Origin of the sequence: Kaistia nematophila (assembly GCF_026343855.1) — a bacterium.
In the GTDB taxonomy this organism is placed as follows: Bacteria; Pseudomonadota; Alphaproteobacteria; order Rhizobiales; family Kaistiaceae; genus Kaistia; species Kaistia nematophila.
The window spans coordinates 216,268-231,295 of the sequence record NZ_JAPKNK010000007.1 but is presented as its reverse complement, the minus strand read 5'-3'; the positions used below and the strand labels follow the sequence as shown (position 1 = coordinate 231,295).

Here is a 15,028-nt window from a genome sequence, read left to right as displayed (position 1 = left end):
CTTGCGGAGCTTTCGTAAGGGAGGCGGTCAGGCTCAGTCACCGTGCATGATCGCGCTGAGGAAAGCGCGGGCGCGGTCGGTTTGCGGATGGTCGAAAAGGTCATTCGGGGCGCCCTGCTCGATGATCTGGCCGGCCTCCATGAAAACGACTCGGTCGGCCACGCGACGAGCGAAGCCCATTTCGTGCGTCACCACCAGCATGGTGACGCCGGTGGCGGCCAGACTCTGCATCACGTCGAGCACCTCGCCGACCATTTCCGGGTCGAGCGCCGAGGTCGGCTCGTCGAAAAGCAGCACCAGCGGCTCCATGGCGAGCGCGCGGGCGATGGCGACGCGCTGCTGCTGGCCGCCGGAAAGCTGATCGGGATATTTGTCGACATGCGCGGCGAGGCCGACGCGCTCGAGCAATTGCCGCGCCCGCTGCTCGGCTTCCGCTTTGGCGATGCCGCGCACCCGGATCGGCGCGATCGCGACGTTGCGCAGCACGCTCATATGCGGGAACAGGTTGAACTGCTGGAACACCATGCCGACCTCGGCCCGCACGCGGGCGAGGTTCTTGCCGGCCTCGACCCGGGCGCCGTCGACGACGATCTCGCCGGACGAGATCGTCTCCAGCCGGTTGATGCAGCGGATCAGAGTCGACTTGCCCGAGCCGGACGGCCCGATGATGGCGATGACCTCGCCGCGGCGGACGTCGAGGTTGACGTCCCGCAGCGCGTGGAAGTTCTGGTAGTGCTTCTCCACCTTGCGCATCGTGATGATGGGATCGGTGCCCGAAATCGCGGCCGGGGTCTGGCTCATGGCGTTTGCTCCTGGATTGCGGGCGACCATCAGCGCGAACGCTTCTGGCGGGCTTCGAGGACGCTGACGAGACGCACCAGCGGCAGCAGCAGGATCAGGTACAGGAGGGCGGCGCCCACGAGCGGCGACGGATTGGCGTAGAAGGCCTGGGTCTGCGTCGCCTGCTTGAGCAGATCGGGCATGGCGACGACCGAGGCGAGCGCGGTGTCCTTGATCAGGCCGATCGAGACGCCGGTGGTCGGCGGCACGACGAGGCGCATCGCCTGCGGCAGGATGATGTCGGCCATCATGCGCGGCCAGCTGAAGCCGAGCGTCTGGGCCGCCTCGAACTGGCCCTTCGGCACCGCCTCGATGCCGGCGCGGAACGTCTCGGCCATGTAGGCGGAAGCGACCAGCGACAATGCCGTCGTCGCCGCCCAGAACGAGGAAAGGCGGATGCCGACGAAGGGCAGCGCGTAATAGACGAGGATCAGCAGGACCAGCAGCGGCAGCGCGCGGAAGAGATCGATATAGGCGATCGCCAGAAAGCGGACCGGCTTCGGCGCATAGAGCCGGATCAGCACCACGAAGAGGCCGAGCGACAGCGAGATGACGAGGCTGGTGAGGCCGAGCAGGATGGTCAGCCAGAAGCCCTGCAGGAGCAGCGGCGCCGCCTGCCGCAGCACGTCGATGTTGAAGAACGTCGTGATCAGGTCCATGCGACCCCCTCGGATACAGGTCCGGCCCGCCGATCGGGCAGGCCGGACTTTATTGGGATGGGGGAAGGGTTCAGAGCGCCGGGACCGGCAGGACCTTCACGGTGCTGGAATCCTTGGCCGGCGCCATGCCGAACCACTTCTGATGCAGCTCGGCCATCTGGCCGCCTTCCTTGAGCTCGGTGATGACCTTGTTGACGTCGTCGAGCAAGGGGCTGTTCTTCGGCAGCATCAGGCCGAACTGCTCGTTCGTCGGGATGGTGGCGACGATTTTGAACTGCGGCTTGTCCTTGATGTAGTAGGCGTCGATCGGGCAATCATGGACGAAGCCGTCGATGCGGCCCGTCGCGATGTCCATCATCGGATCCTGGTTGCCCTCGTAGCGCGCGATCGAGCCGAACTTCAGCTTGCCCTCGCTGTCGGTCGCCCAGATCTCGCCGGTGGTGCCGGTGATGACGGCGAGCGCCTTGCCGGACATGCCCTCGACGCCCTCGATGCCGCTCTTGGCGCCGACGGTCAGGCACTGGTCCGCGTCGAAGACGGGCTGGGTGAAGGCGACCGACTCAAGCCGTTTCGGCGTGATGGTGATCGAGCCGATGGCAACATCCGAGCGGCTCGACTGCACGGCGGCGAACAGGCTCTGGAACGGGATTTCCTGGAACTCGACCGGGCGGCCGAGCTTCTCGCCGACCAGGCGCATGATGTCGACTTCGAAGCCCATCAGCGTGCCGCTGCCGTCCTGGAACTCGAACGGGACGTTGGCGATGTTCGTCGCGACGATGATCGGATCGGCGGCCTGGGCGATGCCGGCGCTGGCGATGACGAATACCGATGCGAGCAGGGTCTTGGCGTTCATTGAATCCTCCCGGTTCATTTTCAGAGCGGCTTCAATACCAGACCGATTGGGGCACAAATATCCTCCGGCGGGGGGACACGGACCTGCCGCATGGGCAGGCCGGTTCATGCCCCGCCCCTGCGCCGGCTGAGCACCCGACGCGGCGATTCCGATTGACGAAGGCCTCCCGATCGGCTGAATCCCTGCGGGGCCGAGCGTGAAGGCAAGGTGGAAATAATGTCCTCGTCCAACCTCAAACCGATTTCGCCGCTGGCGGCGCCGCCGACGGGCAGCACCCTTGCGACGCGACGGTCGGACGATGCCCTGGCGCGGCTGATCCTCGCTTCGCAGCAGCCCGACTTCGATCGCCACCTGACCGAGACGCTGCGCGAGCTGATCTCCTTCGACCTCGCCATGATCTCGCTCTATCACGACGACCAGCTGATCGAGGTCAGTTCGACCTCGTCGCCGCTGCGGATCGGCAGCGACGTGCTCGACGCCTACGCCAAGCACACCTTCCAGCACAGCCCGTTCTTCCAGCTGCACCGGCGCAAGATCCAGAGCGGCTTCTACCTGATGGAGACGCTGGCGCAGATCCCGGTGCTCGACAAGCCGTCGACGGCGACCGAGATCCTGGAGATCGATACCGGCGAGGAGATCGGCTACCTGACCGCGGGCTGGCCGAAGCGGCTGAAGGAACTGGACATCGCGCTGCGCGTCTCCGACCGCGACACGGTGCAGGTGGCCCTCTACCGCACAGGCAATCGCGGCTTCAGCTCGCAGGATCTTTCCACCATCGAGCCGGTCCAGGCCTCGCTGATGGCGATCTGCCAGCGCCATTGGGAAAACCGCACGCTGCACCTGCAGACGCGCGACGACCCGATCCACGCCGCGCTGAAGCAGCTCGGCAGCAACAATCTCTCGTCGCGCGAGATGGAAGTGATGCGGCTGCTGCTGGCCGGCGTCGGCGAGCGCGAAATCGCGACCATGCTCCAGGTCGGCACCGAGACGATCAAGACCCACCGCAAGCGCGCCTACCAGAAGCTGGAAGTCTCGTCGCGCGTCGAGCTGCTGGTAAAGCTTCTCGACCAGCGCAACGACGCGGGCGCGGCAAGGCGGCAGTAAGCGACCGATACGGCGCCGGGCCGGTCGGCAAAATCGCGGATTCTTGGGCTTTTTGAAGAAAGTGGCTGGGGCGGGAGGATTCGAACCTCCGAATGGCGGTACCAAAAACCGCTGCCTTACCGCTTGGCGACGCCCCAGCAGGCGGGTCCGAAAACACCGCGCGACCGTCGTATAGACGGTTGGGAGCGTGCCCGCAACGGGAGAGCCACCCCGTCATCAACAGCCCTCTTCATCCGTCATCCACAGGCTCGTGCGACACCTTCACAAGCCCCCTTGCGGCTGGCGAATCCACTGTCTATAACCCGGCTCATCGGCGGTCACGGAGTGTAGCGCAGCCTGGTAGCGCACCTCGTTCGGGACGAGGGGGTCGCAGGTTCAAATCCTGCCACTCCGACCATCGATCTTCTTCACCCGATTGAAGAAATCACGCGGCGCCCTGCACGGCAGGAGCCCCGCCTGCCCTCCCGAATTTCTGTACGAACGACTGCTCGCCTCGCGAGGCAGGCAGCGCAGATCGACGTGCTGCCCTCGCCGCCACCGCGCGACTGAATTGCCGCGCTTGCCGCATCCACGCACGCGACATCCGCAGCGACCGGCCCCCTCACTTCCGCCTTCCAGCCAACCCGTCGCCGCAACCGCGCCGCCGATCGGGAATCAGTCGCGAAATCGTGAGCGATTCGATCGGCGCCGGAGGCAACCCTGTCGCCCTCGTTTCGTTTGGCCGGAGACGGGAGGCGGAAGGACCAGTCATGACCAGACCTGTCGAACTTCTCGCGATCGGAGCCGTATCGCTTCTCGCCGTCACCGCCAGCCTGTCCGCAGCCGCGATGCCTCGCCCCGCCGGCAGCTCCGGCGACCCATCCGCCCTCACCCTCGTTCGCGACGGCTGCGGACAGGGCCGCTATCGCAACGCCTACGGCCACTGCCACTGGATCCCGACCGACCGCGCCCCCTACAACAATTATTACCTGAACGACTATGGCTGGGGCTACGCGCCGGACGGCACCTGGAGGGGCGGCGGTGAAAGCTATGGCGGCAGCATGGGCCATGGCGGCATGGGAGGCGGAGGCGGCATGGGAGGCGGAGGCGGCATGGGCGGAGGCGGCCACGGCCGCTGACGACCTCCCTGCCGCGCCAGCCAGGCGCCCGCATGATCTCCACAAGCGCGCGCCCGCACGCATGGCGGCATGAACGCCGCGCCGCGAGCGGATGGCCCGGCCAACAAAAAAGGCGGCCCGAAGGCCGCCTTTTCCGTAACCGATCGTCGAAGCCGATTAGAACTTGTAGTTCAGGCCGGCCTTGATGACGTTCGAGGTCAGGTCGGCCGAGACGGCGTTGTCGAAGTAGTCCTTCGAGCCGAGGTCGACATAGTCGTATTCGATCAGGCCGGTGATGTTCTGGGTGAAGGCGTATTCAGCGCCGACGCCAGCGGTCCAGCCGGTGTGCCACTTCGAGTCGTCAGCGCCCAGGACGTTGATCTTCGACTGGCCGTAGGCGACACCGCCCTTGCCGTAGACGAGGAAGTTGTCGAAGGCGTAACCGACGCGAGCGGTGGTGCTGCCGAGCCACTCGAGCTTGTTCTCGAAGCCGTCTTCCGAGACCTTCGCCGAGGTGTAGGAGAAGTCGGTCTGGGCGCCGATCACGATGTTGTCGAACTGCCAGTTGTAGCCAGCCTGGACGCCACCGAGGAAGCCGGTGTTGTCGTCGCTGAAGCCGATGCCGTCGACGTTGTAGTCGAAATCGGTGATGGCAGCGCCGGCATGGACGCCGAGGTAGAAGCCGGTCCAGTTGAAGGCAGCCGGAGCCGGAGCAGCGACCGGAGCCGGCTCGTAGGTCAGGTCAGCAGCCTGGGCGCCGACGACGCCGAGGGCCAGGACCGAAGCGGAAGCGAGGACGGAAAGACGAAGGATGTTCACGGGGGGAAACTCCAGTTCGGAAAGTGTTAAGCCACATATATCACAGCTCCTCCGAATTACTGTTGTGCGGAGGACACAGCTCCAGCATGAATCGGATCCCGAAGGAATTCGACGGCAAATCGCTGAATTCGGATGGTTTGAACGCAAAAAAATCGCGTGACACCTTCGGATCCGGATCGAGAAATGGCGAAAAGCGGCGGTAATTTGGACTAAATTGCGGCAAGAATGAGGGTCTGACCGTTCTACCGGCGGCGGCGCCATCCTGCCTCCCGACCCAGCCCATGGAACGGCCGAGAGCGCTTCGATGGTCAAGAATATATTGCAAGTAAACCATACTTACGCTGCGGCAACATTGGTCGGCTACAGCGGAAGGACGCGCCGAAGCGGACCGTGGACGCCGGAGAGGCGGCGATGACTCTGCCGCGCCGCTTCCCTATTGTCCGTTTCCCATGACGGATCTCGCCATCTATGCCGGCCTGTTCCTGGCCGCGCTCGCCGCCGCCACCATCCTGCCGATGCAATCGGAAGCCGCCCTGGTCGGGCTGCTCCTGGGCGGCTATTCGCCGTTCTGGCTGATCCTCGTCGCCAGCGTCGGCAATGTGCTCGGCTCGGTGATCAACTGGTATCTCGGCCGCGGCATCGTCCATTTCCAGGACCGGCGCTGGTTCCCCGTCGGTCCCGATGGCCTCGCCCGCGCCGAACGCTGGTATCGGCGCTATGGCAAGTGGTCGCTGCTCCTGAGCTGGGCGCCCGTCATCGGCGATCCGCTGACCGTCGTGGCTGGCGTCCTGCGCGAGCCGATGCCGGTCTTCCTGCTGCTCGTCGCGATCGCCAAGATCGGGCGCTATCTGGTGCTGGCGGCGATCGCGATGAACTGGGCGGGCTAGGCTGCGGGCCGCGCGGCTCGCCTCGATATCGCCTATCCGGCCGAGAGCCCAGAGATGGAGCTCCACCACGGACTCCGCGAGCGATCGACCGATCGGAGTCAGGTCATATTCAAACTGAACCGGGTTCCACCTGAACCGGCGCTGCCATGGCGCGTGAGCGGCGCCGCGAACGTCTCGCCGGATCTCGCCCGAGCGGTTCCCGCCCTTGCCGAGGGATCGAAGCGGCCGCGAGCGCATTGGGAAACAGGAGGTGTCCCATGCCCACTCACGCTTTCCCCCGCTTCACCGGCCTTTCCGGCGCATCTTCCTTTCCGCCGGAGGGCGTCGTCGCCACGGCAGCAAAGGCGAGGTCGCCGCTGACAGCGATCCGTCAGGACGTCGGCCTGACCCGGGCCGAGCTTGCCGAGCAATCCGGCGTCGACCTCATCATCATCATGCTGGCCGAGCGGGGCAGCGACCTGCTCCCGCACGAACGCGCCGCCATCGCCGCCGTGCTCCAGATCGACGAATTCCAGCTCGGCGGCTAAGGCCGATCCGGATTCCGGCATTTCTGGAAGAATGGCCCCGGGCGCGGCTAGCGCAGCCAGCGGCTGCTGGCGGCGACGCCGACGAGGAGGACCGCGACGACGAGGAACGCCGTCGACAGGCTGGTCGCCTGGGCGACGAAGCCGATTCCCGCCGGGCCGGCCAGGATGCCGGCATAGCCGAGGGTGGTGACGGCCGGGACGGCGATGTGCTCCGGCATCACGTTCTGGCGGCCCACGGCGCTGTAGAGCACCGGCACCACGTTGGAGCACCCGGCGCCGACCAGCGCGTAGCCGAGCAGCGCCGCCTCCCAGAACGGCACCAGCGTGGCGATGGCGAGGCCCGCCGCGGCGCAAAGTCCACCGAAGACGATGATCCGGTTCGCTCCGGCAAAACGCACGATGCGGTCGCCGGTGAGCCGTCCGATGGTCATGGTGATGGCGAAGGCCGTGTAGGCGAGACCGGCGTGGCTCGGATCGACGCCACGCACCGAGCTCAGGAACACGGCGCTCCAGTCGAGCACGGCGCCCTCGGTCAGGAAGACGATGAAGCAGAGCGCGCCGATGAACAGCACGATGCCATGCGGCATGGCGAAGGCTGGCCCGCCGGCGCGGCTGCCATAGGGCAGAAGGCTCGGCGCGGCGAAGGCGAGAGCCGCCGCGACGACCAGAACCACGACCAGCGCGGCGACGAAGGGCGAGGCGCCGAGCGCCAGCATGGCGCTGACGCCGCCAGCGCCCGCGATGCCGCCGACGCTGAACAAGCCATGGAAGCCCGACATCATGGTGCGGCCGCTGGCACGCTCGACGATGACCGCCTGGATGTTGACGACGCAATCGACCAGGCCGACGCCCGCGCCGAAGAGCAGCAAAGACGGCACCAGCAGGCCGAAGCTCGAGACGCTGCCGAGCAGCGGCAGCGCGATGCAGAGCATCGTGACGCCCGCGATGATGATGCGGCGGCAGCCGAACCGCGCCGCGAGCGCGCCGGAAAGCGGCATCGCAACGATCGAACCGGCCCCAAGGCAGAGCAGAAGCAGGCCCAGCAGCCCATCGTCCAGCCCCGCCCGCGCCTTGGCGAACGGCACCAGCGGCGCCCAGGCCGCCATGCCGAAGCCGGCGATGAAGAAGGCGATGCGGGTGGAAAGCTGTTCGGGCGCGCCGGGAACGCTGGCAGCGATCGTATCGGTGGAAGCCATCAGGAAGACCTGTCGTAGCTCGATGATGTTTCGGACGCGGCGCGCCGGGCACGTATCCTCAGGCGGAATCCTGCGGGCACGGCGACTGACGATGAAGATCGCGGCGGCCGGGTCAAGCCCAAACCGCTTCGAATGCCGAAAAACGCAGCAGAAGCATGGTTTTCGGGCGATCTCGAAAAAACTTCAAAAAAAGCGTCGCGGCGCGTGAACCTTTTTCCGCGTCGTCGCGACCAATGGTCATCGGGGCCGCAACGGGCGGCGCCGGAGCCTCCAGAAGGAGATCCCAAATGACCATTCTCAAGACGATCCGCACCACCGCCACCGTCGCAGCGCTGGCCATCGCCGCCATCGGCACGGCTTCGCTCGTCACCGCCGGCAGCGCCCAGGCGGCTCCGGGCTTCGGTGGCCCCGGCGGCTTCAGCGGCGGCCATGGCGGCGGTCACGGCGGCGGGCATGGTGGTGGACATGGCGGCGGCTGGGGCCATGGCGGGCATGGCGGCGGCTGGGGTGGCCCGCGCTGGGGCGGCGGCATCTATATCGGCATCCCCGCTTATGTCCCGGTTCAGGAGGAGTGCTACAAGGTCCGCAAGCGCGTCTTCGTCCCCGGCGTCGGCCGCGTCTGGAAGCGGGTCGTGGTCTGCGAGTGATCGCAGGATGGCTGGAATTTACCAGGCGGCGATGGGGCTCCGTCCCGAAACCGCCTGGCAACCGCCGCGAGAGTTGACCGGGGCCGTGCAAGCCGCCACCCTCCCCGGTCAATGGGCGGGATGGACGGGGCCTCCGATGCTCGGCAGCCAAGGCAGCCAGGACGAACTGCGCCTCCGGGAGTACGATCTCCTGGCGAGGATCGCGAAGGGCGAACAGGCCGCGATGCGGGCGCTGTTCGCCGCGCATCAACTGCGCGTCCACCGCTTCGTGCTGCGCCTGGTCCGGCGCGAGGATGTCGCCGAGGATGTCGTCACCGAGGTCTTCCTCGATGTCTGGCGGCAGGCGGCCCGGTTCGAAGGCCGTGCCAGCGTTTCCACCTGGCTGCTGTCGATCGCCCGCTTCAAGGCCTATTCGGCGCTGCGCCGCCGCAGCGAGGCGCCGCTCGACGACGAATTCGCCGAGACGATCGAGGACCAGGACGACACGCCGGAGGTGACGCTGCAGAAGAGCGACAAGGCCGGGGTGCTGCGCGCCTGCATCGACCGGCTGTCGCGAGAGCACCGCGAGGTGATCGACCTCGTCTACTACCAGGAGCAGTCGATCGAGGATGTCAGCCGCATCGTCGGCATACCGGAAAATACGGTGAAGACCCGCGTGTTCCATGCCCGCAAGCGGCTTTCGGAACTCTGCCGGGAAGCCGGACTGGACAGGGGTTGGCCATGACAGATCCACAAGACGAGCCCGGCCGGATCGAGGCGCTGCTGCCATGGTACGCCAATGGCACGCTCTCGGCCGAGGAGGCTGCCGAAGTCGAGGCGGCGCTCGCCGCCGACCCGCTGCTGCGCGCCCATCTGGCGCGGATCGAAGGCGAGCGTATCGCCGCGATCGAAAGCGCCGAGGCGCTGCCGCTGCCCTCGTCGCGCATGGCCGACCGGCTGTTCGCCGAGATCGCGGCGACCGCGCCCTCGCCTCGGCCGTCCTGGCTTGGCCGCCTGTTCAGCCGGTTCGGCGAACAGATCGCGTCGCTATCCCCGCCGCAACTCGGCCTGTCGACGGCCGCCGCCGCGCTGGTGCTCCTCGTCGTCGGCGGCGCGCTCGGCGGGCTGGTGGCGCGGCACGAGGTAACGGGAAGTTACCAGACCGCGTCCGGCGAGACGGCTGTTAACCCCGCCGGCGCCTACCTCCTGGTCACCTTCCAGCCGGAGGCTACCGCCGCCGAGATCGAGCAGATCATCGGCTCGGTCGGCGGCAGCATCGTCGACGGCCCCCGCGCCGGCGGCCTCTACAAGCTCAGGATCGGTGACGCGACGATGAGCCAAGCCGACCGCAAGGCGAAGACCGACAAGCTGACGACCGCGAACGGTATCGTGAAGCTGGTCATAGCCGCCCCCTGAGCGCAGGCCCACACTACCCCACCTTCATCCGCGAGCCCTTTTGGGGAGCGACGCCATGACCACGCCTCGGATATCGACGCATCGGATCGGCTGGATCGCGCTTGCAGCCGTCATGCTGGCGACAACGCCGCACACGCAAGCCATTGCTGCCGAAAGGTTTTCCGTCGCGCAGGCCTATCCGGACGACGGCTCGAACGATGAGGACTGGCGGCGGCAGAAGCGGCCCCGGCCCGAGCGCCCGAGCCGGCCGCGCCCGCCGCAGCCCGGCCCGGTCATCCTCATCGGCCCGATCCTCGGGGCGCTCCCGGAACGCGAGGTGGCGCCGCCCCATGCCGACCAACGCCCGGCCCCGCGCCGCGTCCGGCCACAACGGGCAGAGCGGCAGCAGGCGACAAGACCCAAGGCCGCCAAGCCACGGCAGGCAAAGAAGAAATCGTCCGAGCCGAGGCAGGCGGCAGCCGTTCCGCGCATTGCCGACGGCAGCTTCGTCGAGGGCGAGGTGCTGTTCTCCGCCCCCTCGCCGGAGATCACCGACGCCATCCTGCAGCGCTACCGGCTGACCCGGCTGGAGACGGCCGAGCTGGCTCTGACCGGCACCACGATCGTTCGCGCCCGCGTCGCCAAAGGCGGGGATTCGCGCCGCACGCTGCGCGCGCTCCGGGCCGATAAATCCTTGCTTTCCAGCGAGTTGAACCATCTCTACGCGCTGCAGGCGGACGATCCGGGCGCGGCGAAGGGCGATCTCGCCGCCGTGCAGTATGCGCCGGCCAAGACGCGACTCGACGAGGCGCATGCGATGGCAGACGGCCGCGGCGTTCTGGTCGCGGTGATCGATTCCGGTGTCGACGGCCGCCATCCCGAACTCTCCGGCACCCTCGATCCCGCCAGTCTTTCCGCCACCATCGGCCCGCACGGCACGGCGATCGCCGGCGTGATCGCGGCGCACCAGCGCCTGACCGGCGTGGCGCCGGAGGCGCGGATCGTCGCCTTCGACAGTTTCCTCGGCCCGCAGGGCGCAAGCGCCCGCGGCTCCACCCTCGACATCCTGAAAAGCCTCGACAAGGCGGCCACCGCCAAGGCGCGGATCGTCAATCTGAGCTTTGCCGGACCGCAGGACTCGCTGCTTTCGAGCGGGCTCGACGCAGCGGCGCGGCAAGGCATGATCCTGATCGCAGCTGCCGGCAACGATGGCCCGAAGGCGACGCCCGCCTATCCGGCGGCGCATCCGGCCGTGATCGCCGTGACGGCGACCGGCCCCGACGATGCCATCTATCCGGCCGCCAATCGCGGTGGTTATGTCGCGCTGGCAGCGCCCGGCATCGACATCCTGACCGCCGCTCCGGGCGATACCTATGCCCAGCTTTCCGGCACGTCGCTCGCCGCGGCGCAGGTCAGCGGCGTCGCAGCCCTGCTGCTCCAGCACGCGCCTGACCTGTCGCCGGAGCAGGTGCGCTCGATCCTGACCCGGACCGCCCGCGACCTCGGCAAGCCCGGCCGCGACGATGTCTTCGGCGCCGGGCTGGTCGATGCGGCCGCCGCCCTTTCTGCGGTTCCCGAGGCGACCGCGAGCGCCGCGTTGCAATAAAGGTAGCGCCTTCAGTCATTTAGGCCGACAGGCTTTAGGTTTCACTCCGCCCGTCGTCCCCGCTCCACGGTCATCCCTGCGAAAGCAGGGATCCATAGAGGGGAACCGGCCACCCTCTGCCAGCGAGCCCTGCGGCGGCATGGATCCCTGCTTTCGCAGGGATGACGGCCGTGCATTGGCACGGGCGGAGGCGAAAAGAGGAGTAGGCTTAAGTGGGGGGCGGGTTCGCAGCCCGCCCTACCCCTTCTTCACCGCCAGCAGCGTCAGCGCGTTGATCGTCACCAGCACCGTGGCGCCTGTATCGGCTAGGATGGCGGGCCAGAGTCCGGTGATACCGACGATCGTCGTCACCAGGAACACGGCCTTCAGGCCCAGCGCGATGACGATGTTCTGGTGGATGTTGGTCATCGTCCGTCGCGCCAGCCGGATCAGCCGCGCGACGTCGCCGACATTGTTGTTGAGGATCGCCGCATCGGCCGTTTCCAGCGCCACGTCGGTGCCGCCGCCCATGGCGATGCCGACATCGGCGGCGGCGAGCGCCGGCGCGTCGTTGATGCCGTCGCCGACCTTGGCCACCTTCGCGCCGCCATCCTGCAGCTCGCGGATGATGCGCTGCTTGTCCTGCGGCAGCAGTTCGGCGCGGACCTCGATGCCGAGATCGCCGCCGACCGCCTTGGCCGCGCGCGCATTGTCGCCCGTCAGCATGATCGGCAAGACGTTGAGTTCGGCGAGCGCGGCAAGACCCGCCTTGGCGTCGGCGCGCGGGCCGTCGCGCATGGCGATGATGCCTACGATCACATTGTTGACCAGCAGCGCCGAAACGCTCTTGCCTTCGTTTCCAAACGCGGAGATCGCGGCATCCTGCTCGGCCGTCAGCGGCACGATCTCGGCCGCGGCAGCGGCGGAGCCGAGCAGCAGCACGTCACCGCCGACCTTGCCGGTCATCCCCTTGCCAGCCACGGCAGCGATGTCCCGCGCCTCCATCTGGGGCGCCGCCAGGTCGGTCGCCTTGCCGAGAATCGCGCGGGCGAGCGGGTGGTTGGAGCCGGCCTCGAGCGAGGCGGCGAACCCGATCACTTCGGTCTCCGAGCGGCCATAGCCGACGACATCGCTGACCACGGGGCGGCCAAGCGTCAGCGTTCCCGTCTTGTCGAAGGCGACGCGGTTGATGCCGGCGAGCGTTTCCAGCACAGCGCCGCCCTTCATCAGCAGGCCCTGGCGCGCGCCGGCGGCAAGGCCGGCGGCGATCGCGGCTGGCGTCGAGATGACCAGCGCGCAAGGGCAGCCGATCAGCAGGATGGCGAGACCCTTGTAGATCCACTCGTCCCAATTGGCGCCAACGACCAGTGGCGGCAGGATCGCCACCAGCGCGCCGACGAGGAGGACGGCCGGCGTGTACCAGCGCGAGAAGCGGTCGATGAAGCGCTCGGTCGGCGCCTTCGATTCCTGCGCCTCCTCGACCAGGCGGACGATGCGGGCGATCGTGTTGTCGGCCGCAATCGCCGTCACCTCGACGCGGAGGACGCCATCGGCATTGATGGTGCCGGCGAAGACGGCGTCGCCGACGCCCTTGCGCTTCGGCACGCTCTCGCCGGTCACCGGCGCCTCGTCGATGGCGCTCTCCCCTTCGATGATGCGGCCGTCGGCGGCGATGCGGTCACCGGGACGGATCTGGATGATCGACCCGAGCTTCAGCTCAGCCGCCGGTATTTCGGTTGTTCCGCCAATACCTTCGACACGGGCCGTCTCGGGCAGCAGGGTAGCCAGTCCGCGAATGCTGGAGCGCGCCCGGCGGGCGGCGACGCCCTCCAGCAATTCGCCGATCAGGAACAGGAAGACGACCATCGCCGCCTCCTCGCCCGCGCCGATGATCACGGCACCAACGGCGGCGATCGTCATCAGCGTCTCGATCGAGAATGGCGTGCCGTAGCGCGCCGCCATCAGGGCGCGGCGGGCAATCGGCACCAGGCCGACCAGCATCGCGACCGCGAAGGCGATCGGCTTCGTATCCGGAAAGAGATGCGAGACAACGAAGGCGACGACGATCGCGGCGCCGGCCGCCAGCGTCAGCCGAGCCTTCTTCGATTGCCACCAGGCGCCGTCATCCTCGCCAACGTCGTGGCCATGCAGGTCAAGCGGCGGAGTGGCCTTCGTCGCGGCCGGCGCGCGGCCGTGATCGTGATCGTGATGATCGGCGCTATGGCTATGGCTATGGTCGTGGTCGTGGTCGTCGCAGGTGGCGCCGTGGTCATGGCCGTGATCGTCATGTGCCGCCGCAGCCTGGGCCGAACGGGCCGCAAGCGGGGCGATGCCGTAGCCGAGTTTGGTGACGATCGCCCGGATCGGATCGGCCGGATCCGCCTGCTCGCCGCGTTCGACCGTCATCGTGCCGGCGGACACGGACACCGAGACGTCCTCGACGCCTTCGATGCGGCGGACGGCGGTGTCGATCTTCTGCGCGCAGGAGGCGCAGTCCATGCCGGTGATGCGGTAGCGGTCCTGAATTCCCATGATCTCTCTCGAATTCAGCCTGGTGGTGCGAGGCTCTTGCGTGTTTCGACAGGAACCCTACATGCTCTAGCGACTAGAGGATCAAGAGGTTAATTCGATGAGCCGGACTATTCCGATCGGCACGGTTTCTCGCGAAACCGGCATCAAGGTGCCGACCATCCGCTATTACGAGGAGGTGGGGCTGCTGCCCTCGCCGGCCCGCACCGATAGCAACCGGCGCAGCTATGACGCGGCGGCAGTGCAACGGCTCCGCTTCATCCGCCACGCCCGCGAACTCGGCTTCGAGGTGGAGGCGATCCGCCAGCTGCTGACGCTTTCCGACCAGCCGGAGCGCTCCTGCGCCGACGTCGACATCATCGCGCGCAGCCATCTGGCCGAGATCGACGAGAAGATCGCCAAGCTGACGGCGCTGCGATCGGAAGTTCAGCGCATGGTCGACGAGGGTGAGCACGGCCGCGTCGCAGAGTGCCGGGTGATCGAGGTCCTGGGCGACCACGGCGCCTGCCTGCATGAGCGACATTGAGGAAGCGGGCCGACGCGGGGCGGACTGAGTAAGGGGGCACCCGCACGGCTTCGATCCATCGCCCATCCATGGCCCCTTCACAAGCATGGATCCCTGCTTCCGCAGGGATGACGGCGAGCTTGGGTCATGCAATTCTTGATGGATGTTGCGTTGCGTGTACCTCTTGGCCAGCGCCCGTCGCAGCACGCGCTACATCGGCAGGACCAGCAAACTGCCACAAGTATATGGCGGTTCGCGGCTGGAAAATCGAACTGATAGAGCGTCAGAATCGCAACTGGGTCGAGCGGAAGATCCCGACGTAGCCCCACGCTCGCCGTCATCCCTGCGAAAGCAGGGATCCATTTGGCCGACAGCACGAACGCTACAACGCATTCCGGGCCAAGGC

General features: G+C 67.3%; 16 protein-coding genes and 2 tRNA genes. 10 read left to right on the top strand and 8 right to left on the bottom strand.

Features of this window, described 5'->3' with window-relative positions:
• Positions 1-33: 33 nt before the first annotated feature.
• The 3 genes from OSH07_RS17190 to OSH07_RS17180 form a co-directional block, all read right to left on the bottom strand.
• Positions 34-801, bottom strand: a complete 768-nt coding sequence (locus tag OSH07_RS17190; protein ID WP_277614314.1) for an amino acid ABC transporter ATP-binding protein — start codon at positions 799-801, stop codon at positions 34-36.
• Positions 802-830: 29 nt separating this feature from the next.
• Positions 831-1,499 (bottom strand): amino acid ABC transporter permease, encoded by a 669-nt coding sequence (locus OSH07_RS17185; protein ID WP_266339901.1) that lies wholly within the window; start codon positions 1,497-1,499, stop codon positions 831-833.
• A 70-nt stretch (positions 1,500-1,569) separates the two neighbouring features.
• Positions 1,570-2,352, bottom strand: coding sequence for an ABC transporter substrate-binding protein (locus tag OSH07_RS17180; protein ID WP_266339900.1), 783 nt, complete (start codon positions 2,350-2,352; stop codon positions 1,570-1,572).
• A 216-nt stretch (positions 2,353-2,568) separates the two neighbouring features.
• Here OSH07_RS17180 and OSH07_RS17175 point away from each other — a divergent pair, with 216 nt between their 5' ends.
• Positions 2,569-3,456 (top strand): helix-turn-helix transcriptional regulator, encoded by an 888-nt coding sequence (locus OSH07_RS17175; RefSeq protein WP_266339899.1) that lies wholly within the window; start codon positions 2,569-2,571, stop codon positions 3,454-3,456.
• Positions 3,457-3,518: 62 nt separating this feature from the next.
• Here OSH07_RS17175 and OSH07_RS17170 read toward each other — a convergent pair.
• A tRNA-Gln gene (locus tag OSH07_RS17170) sits at positions 3,519-3,593 on the bottom strand.
• A 183-nt stretch (positions 3,594-3,776) separates the two neighbouring features.
• Here OSH07_RS17170 and OSH07_RS17165 point away from each other — a divergent pair.
• Both OSH07_RS17165 and OSH07_RS17160 read left to right on the top strand, forming a co-directional pair.
• Positions 3,777-3,853: transfer RNA gene (locus tag OSH07_RS17165), tRNA-Pro, on the top strand.
• A 352-nt stretch (positions 3,854-4,205) separates the two neighbouring features.
• Positions 4,206-4,574, top strand: a complete 369-nt coding sequence (locus tag OSH07_RS17160; protein WP_266339898.1) for a hypothetical protein — start codon at positions 4,206-4,208, stop codon at positions 4,572-4,574.
• A gap of 156 nt (positions 4,575-4,730) precedes the next feature.
• Here OSH07_RS17160 and OSH07_RS17155 read toward each other — a convergent pair whose 3' ends face one another.
• Positions 4,731-5,372: an outer membrane protein gene (locus tag OSH07_RS17155; protein WP_266339897.1), complete on the bottom strand. Its 642-nt coding sequence runs from the start codon at positions 5,370-5,372 to the stop codon at positions 4,731-4,733.
• Positions 5,373-5,821: 449 nt separating this feature from the next.
• Between OSH07_RS17155 and OSH07_RS17150 the strand changes: the two genes are divergently transcribed.
• Positions 5,822-6,259: a YqaA family protein gene (locus OSH07_RS17150; protein WP_266339896.1), complete on the top strand. Its 438-nt coding sequence runs from the start codon at positions 5,822-5,824 to the stop codon at positions 6,257-6,259.
• A 257-nt stretch (positions 6,260-6,516) separates the two neighbouring features.
• Positions 6,517-6,786: a helix-turn-helix domain-containing protein gene (locus OSH07_RS17145; RefSeq protein WP_266339895.1), complete on the top strand. Its 270-nt coding sequence runs from the start codon at positions 6,517-6,519 to the stop codon at positions 6,784-6,786.
• Positions 6,787-6,833: 47 nt separating this feature from the next.
• On the opposite strand, the gene OSH07_RS17140 is transcribed toward OSH07_RS17145, so the two are convergent.
• Positions 6,834-7,982, bottom strand: coding sequence for an MFS transporter (locus OSH07_RS17140; RefSeq protein WP_266339894.1), 1,149 nt, complete (start codon positions 7,980-7,982; stop codon positions 6,834-6,836).
• Positions 7,983-8,094: 112 nt separating this feature from the next.
• Positions 8,095-8,277 carry a hypothetical protein gene (locus OSH07_RS17135; protein WP_266339893.1) on the bottom strand — a complete coding sequence of 61 codons (183 nt, stop codon included), beginning with the start codon at positions 8,275-8,277 and terminating at the stop codon, positions 8,095-8,097.
• Between OSH07_RS17135 and OSH07_RS17130 the strand changes: the two genes are divergently transcribed.
• From OSH07_RS17130 to OSH07_RS17115, 4 genes are all read left to right on the top strand, one after another.
• Positions 8,270-8,629 (top strand): hypothetical protein, encoded by a 360-nt coding sequence (locus OSH07_RS17130; RefSeq protein WP_266339892.1) that lies wholly within the window; start codon positions 8,270-8,272, stop codon positions 8,627-8,629. The two genes, OSH07_RS17135 and OSH07_RS17130, sit on opposite strands and share 8 nt — an antisense overlap.
• Before the next feature lie 136 nt (positions 8,630-8,765).
• Complete coding sequence (locus tag OSH07_RS17125) at positions 8,766-9,353, top strand: sigma-70 family RNA polymerase sigma factor (RefSeq protein ID WP_266339891.1); 588 nt, start codon at positions 8,766-8,768, stop codon at positions 9,351-9,353.
• On the top strand, positions 9,350-10,024 hold the full coding sequence (locus OSH07_RS17120) for a zf-HC2 domain-containing protein (RefSeq protein ID WP_266339890.1): 675 nt from the start codon (positions 9,350-9,352) through the stop codon (positions 10,022-10,024). The genes OSH07_RS17125 and OSH07_RS17120 overlap by 4 nt, the downstream gene beginning before the upstream one ends.
• Before the next feature lie 55 nt (positions 10,025-10,079).
• The gene (locus OSH07_RS17115; RefSeq protein ID WP_266339889.1) at positions 10,080-11,609 is read left to right on the top strand and encodes a S8 family peptidase; all 1,530 of its coding nucleotides are present in this window, start codon (positions 10,080-10,082) and stop codon (positions 11,607-11,609) included.
• A 237-nt stretch (positions 11,610-11,846) separates the two neighbouring features.
• Here the strand turns inward: OSH07_RS17115 and OSH07_RS17110 are convergent, their stop codons facing one another.
• Positions 11,847-14,120, bottom strand: coding sequence for a heavy metal translocating P-type ATPase (locus OSH07_RS17110; RefSeq protein WP_266339888.1), 2,274 nt, complete (start codon positions 14,118-14,120; stop codon positions 11,847-11,849).
• Positions 14,121-14,217: 97 nt separating this feature from the next.
• On the opposite strand from OSH07_RS17110, the gene OSH07_RS17105 reads away from it, so the two are divergent.
• Positions 14,218-14,643, top strand: a complete 426-nt coding sequence (locus OSH07_RS17105; RefSeq protein ID WP_266339887.1) for a MerR family transcriptional regulator — start codon at positions 14,218-14,220, stop codon at positions 14,641-14,643.
• Positions 14,644-15,028 lie beyond the last annotated feature (385 nt).

Bases quoted from the DNA above. Each gene is read 5' to 3' on its own strand.
- OSH07_RS17150 (WP_266339896.1), top strand. From the start codon at position 5,822: ATGACGGATCTCGCCATCTATGCCGGCCTGTTCCTGGCCGCGCTCGCC.
- OSH07_RS17145 (WP_266339895.1), top strand. From the start codon at position 6,517: ATGCCCACTCACGCTTTCCCCCGCTTCACCGGCCTTTCCGGCGCATCT.
- OSH07_RS17185 (WP_266339901.1), bottom strand. From the start codon at position 1,499: ATGGACCTGATCACGACGTTCTTCAACATCGACGTGCTGCGGCAGGCG.
- OSH07_RS17135 (WP_266339893.1), bottom strand. From the start codon at position 8,277: ATGGTCATTTGGGATCTCCTTCTGGAGGCTCCGGCGCCGCCCGTTGCG.
- OSH07_RS17110 (WP_266339888.1), bottom strand. From the start codon at position 14,120: ATGGGAATTCAGGACCGCTACCGCATCACCGGCATGGACTGCGCCTCC.
- OSH07_RS17125 (WP_266339891.1), top strand. From the start codon at position 8,766: ATGCTCGGCAGCCAAGGCAGCCAGGACGAACTGCGCCTCCGGGAGTAC.
- OSH07_RS17175 (WP_266339899.1), top strand. From the start codon at position 2,569: ATGTCCTCGTCCAACCTCAAACCGATTTCGCCGCTGGCGGCGCCGCCG.
- OSH07_RS17130 (WP_266339892.1), top strand. From the start codon at position 8,270: ATGACCATTCTCAAGACGATCCGCACCACCGCCACCGTCGCAGCGCTG.
- OSH07_RS17120 (WP_266339890.1), top strand. From the start codon at position 9,350: ATGACAGATCCACAAGACGAGCCCGGCCGGATCGAGGCGCTGCTGCCA.
- OSH07_RS17180 (WP_266339900.1), bottom strand. From the start codon at position 2,352: ATGAACGCCAAGACCCTGCTCGCATCGGTATTCGTCATCGCCAGCGCC.
- OSH07_RS17140 (WP_266339894.1), bottom strand. From the start codon at position 7,982: ATGGCTTCCACCGATACGATCGCTGCCAGCGTTCCCGGCGCGCCCGAA.
- OSH07_RS17115 (WP_266339889.1), top strand. From the start codon at position 10,080: ATGACCACGCCTCGGATATCGACGCATCGGATCGGCTGGATCGCGCTT.
- OSH07_RS17190 (WP_277614314.1), bottom strand. From the start codon at position 801: ATGAGCCAGACCCCGGCCGCGATTTCGGGCACCGATCCCATCATCACG.
- OSH07_RS17160 (WP_266339898.1), top strand. From the start codon at position 4,206: ATGACCAGACCTGTCGAACTTCTCGCGATCGGAGCCGTATCGCTTCTC.
- OSH07_RS17105 (WP_266339887.1), top strand. From the start codon at position 14,218: ATGAGCCGGACTATTCCGATCGGCACGGTTTCTCGCGAAACCGGCATC.